Raw genomic sequence first — 3729 nt, 5'->3', positions numbered from 1 at the left:
GATTTTTAGTTGATTGCCATCAATGGTGAAGGCGTTATTATCAGTATCGCCATTGCCAGGGATTAGGCTGTAGGTGAAGGTGTCACCTGCGTCGGGGTCAGTGGTTGAGAAAGTGCCAATGATGGTATTTACTGAAGAGTTTTCAGCTACGTTAGTGTTGTTCAGCGTCAAGTTGGTAGGTGTCTCGTTGACGTTGGTGATGTTGATGGTCAGTTCCTTCTCATAGAACAAGCCATTCTGGTCAGTGGTTCTCACTTTGATGGTGTAGCTGTTGTCGGACTCGAAGTCGAAGACAGCATTGGCTTTGAGTTGGCTACCATCAATAGTAAAGAGGCTATTGTCGGGGTAGCTAGCGCCACCGACAAAGGTATAAGTGTAAATATCCGTACCGTTGGGGTCTGTGGTGACAAAGCTGCCAACAACGGTGTTGATGGGCGAATTTTCTGCAATGCTGGTGAGATTTAGCACCAGATTTGTGGGAGCAGCATTTTCTAACTCGAAAGCTCCTATGTCATCAAAAGCACCTTGGGGACGGGTAATGCCGCGCTGGTCGGTGGTGAGAGTAGTGTTGCCTGCACCAATGGCTGGGCTACCGGGTAGGAGGGCATGGGTGGGAGTGGAACCGCCATTGTTTTGCAGAGAACCCAGCAGGGGATTGGTGTTTCTCAGGTCACCAGTAGCTGTGAGGTTGCCGCTGCCATCGCTGCTGATGTTGTAGCCTAGCGATTGTACTACTGTCCCCGTTCCGAAATTTCCTATGTTTGCCGACCCTGTGTTGTTGGCAAAGATGCTGTTGTTGTATTGGGTGACGGCACTAACGGCACCAGTTTGACTGATGTTGCTTAGTGCTGAACCAAAAGCAGCGCTGTTATTGGCGATGGTGACATTGGTTAAGCTCAGACTGCTGGTTCTTCCGGAGCCAGTGGCAAGATGACCAATACCTCCTCCCGTGTTGACAGCACTGTTGCCGCTGACGGTGACGTTGCTCAAGCTAGCATTGACGTTTTGCAGCCTAATCCCACCGCTGAAGCCAGCAGTATTATTGCTGACGGTGCTATTGGTGAGGTTTAACGTTCCAAACCCTACGTACAGACCACCTCCAGTGTTACCTCCACTGTTAGCTGTATTTCCGGTGATGATGGTGCGATCGATGTTGAGGGTATCGTTCTCATCGTTCATGTTAATCCCACCACCAAAGCCAGTGCCATTACCGACACCGTTTCCTCCGGTGATGGTTACGCCCTCAAGGTTATAGGTTTTGCTACCACCTCCGCCGAACTCGAAGACGCGAGAGGCATTATTGCCGTTGATGGTGAGTAGGTTGGCTCCAGTTCCGGTAATGGTCACACTGTCTGTAACCGAGAGTTGTCCACTGGTGAGGGTGATGGTGTCGGGGGTGCTGTCGGTGAACGTGCTGCCTGCAAACGTAATCGTGTCGGCTCCAGCGTTGGCATTGGCGTTGAGGATGGCTTGGCGCAAACTGCCTTCGCCGCTGTCGTTGGTGTTGGTCACCGTATAGTTTGCCATTAATGATTAGTTTCCTTTGGTAAATAAACTGGTATTGATAAGTAATGACAATGCCGCCTTTTATCTGACTGCGCTATCCAAGGGCGGTGTCAGTAGCGCAACAGACTTTGCTCATACATCTCCCCTCATGCCAGCAAATTCTCAAAGTGCCAAATTTGATAACGTATGCTAATATATATGCGGTTGTTTGATGCATACATACATACCCATTGGTTTGTCAAACAATCGCTAGTATTAAATTCGGCACTAATTTTTGATAACACAGAACAGCCTCCATCACCTGTTAACAATTAGGTATGAAGTCAGTGCCTCTTAATGAGGTAATATTTTTTAATGCGATTAGTAAATAATACGGTGAAAGCTGAAGTACTTGAGATAGCTTCATCAAAAATTCAATAAGATAGTTGCTTAATCGCTGAAATTTCTGCCTATAAGCAAATAAATCCCCAATTTATTCATAAATCGGGGATTTTGGTGAGAACTTTTGCTGTTTTAAGTGGTAACTGGGTATGCAAAAATATTATGTCATTGCGTTGGCGTAGCCTTCCCGTAGGGTACGAAGTGAAGCAATCCCAAGTCTTTGCGATTGCTTCGTTGTCGCACAAAATACCCAAGTGAATTCTGATGACTGACGCCAATATTGCTGTTTGGTAAAGTATTTCTTTAAAGAAGCCTTATCTATTTAGATTAGCGATCGCCATCATTACCTTTACCTTTTAACAACTACCAATGAAAGTTTGCAACCATTTATACCAATTTTTCATGACAATTCTGACTTTACCCACTCGTGATTGGCTACAAACGTTACGGTCTAACTACGTAATATTAACGTTGTTCTTGTGCTGGAATTTGATCGATGCGACTCCAGCGATCGCGGCGAATTTGTCTAGCGATTTTCTCAAACAACCAGCTACAGAAATTACCGTTAACTTGGGTAATGCGGCTAACGAACTCAAATTTGAGCCAAATCACCTGGAATTTGTAACTGGCAAACGCTATAATTTGAAGCTAGCTAATCCCAGCCAACTGAAACATTATTTTACTGCCAAAGATTTTGCCGATGGTATCTGGACGCAAAAAATTGAAGCAGGAAAAGTAGAAATTAAAGGAGCGATTCACGAAGTAGAACTTAAGCCAGGTGGAGAAGCGGAGTGGGTGTTTGTACCTCTGAAATCTGGCAATTATAGTTTACGTTGTCCAATAGCTGGACATACAGAAGCAGGAATGATTGGAGAGATTATTATTAGTAATTAAATACGAATTCTCCAACTCATTAACCCACGATAAAACTGCACGAACTAGGGATGACAATACACTTTGACTTGCCTACTGGAGTTTTAAGAACTTATCTAAAGCCACCACCATACTGTCAGGCCAACGACGAACATTCTTGACCCAGTTGATGTCCTTATAACGGCTATCCAGTCCATAAGCAGCTACCCAATTACTTTCAGCATCCCCTTGTCTTTTATTTACCCAATAGGCAGCTGTGAGGGCGGCACGCATATCGGCAAATTTGGGATATTTGCGGACGATATTTTGCATTTCTTTGATTGCTTGGTTTGTTTGACCACTTTCATAAAGTGCCAGGGCATAATTAGCGCGGGCAAAAGCAAAATTTGGGGCAATTTCCACTGATTTTTTATAGTCAGCGATCGCTTCTTGCCATTTTCCCAAACCACCTTCAGCATTACCGCGATTGTTATATGCCATCGCATCATTTGGATCGAGTTCTAAGACATAATTATAATCAGCGATGGCCTCTTGCCATTTTCCCAAACCTTCTAAGGCTGCACCCCTATTCAAATAAGGATCTGTAACATTTGGAGCCAGTTCTATGGCTTTGTTATAATCCGCCAGTGCCTCTTGTAGCTTATTTTGACTGACCCGCGAATTTCCTCGGTTACTCCACGCCCCTGCATTGGTGGGAAATTGCTCAATAATCTTTGTCCAATATATTTCAGCCGTGGCAAAATCACCATTATTCGTAGCTTCAAAAGCTTGATTTGCCCACTCATCACCTTGTTTTAATTGCTCTTGAGTGACACTTGGCAATTGAGATTGTGCGATGGCTGGTGTACCCCAGCCAAACACAACTAACAAACTCAGAAAAATACAAATCAACTTTATCATCTGGATTTACCGTAAGTGAGTGTGCATTGGGGATGGGGGATGGGGCATTGGGTATGGGGAGATGAGGAG

General features: G+C 44.8%; 3 protein-coding genes. 1 reads left to right on the top strand and 2 read right to left on the bottom strand.

Annotated features, from left to right (window positions below):
- The coding region (locus GNE10_RS32790; protein WP_185570197.1) for a cadherin repeat domain-containing protein at nt 1-1527 on the bottom strand (1527 nt) is incomplete at its 3' end.
- 762 nt (nt 1528-2289) lie between these two features.
- Between GNE10_RS32790 and GNE10_RS32785 the strand changes: the two genes are divergently transcribed.
- Nucleotides 2290-2781, top strand: a complete 492-nt coding sequence (locus GNE10_RS32785; protein WP_260447127.1) for a sulfocyanin-like copper-binding protein — start codon at nt 2290-2292, stop codon at nt 2779-2781.
- Between the two features lie 72 nt (nt 2782-2853).
- Here the strand turns inward: GNE10_RS32785 and GNE10_RS32780 are convergent, their stop codons facing one another.
- The gene (locus GNE10_RS32780) at nt 2854-3660 is read right to left on the bottom strand and encodes a tetratricopeptide repeat protein (protein ID WP_185570193.1); all 807 of its coding nucleotides are present in this window, start codon (nt 3658-3660) and stop codon (nt 2854-2856) included.
- Nucleotides 3661-3729: the final 69 nt, after the last annotated feature.

This window comes from Nostoc sp. 2RC (genome assembly GCF_014222165.1).
Taxonomy (GTDB): domain Bacteria; phylum Cyanobacteriota; class Cyanobacteriia; order Cyanobacteriales; family Nostocaceae; genus Nostoc; species Nostoc linckia.
This window is presented reverse-complemented; position numbering and strand designations above follow the sequence as displayed.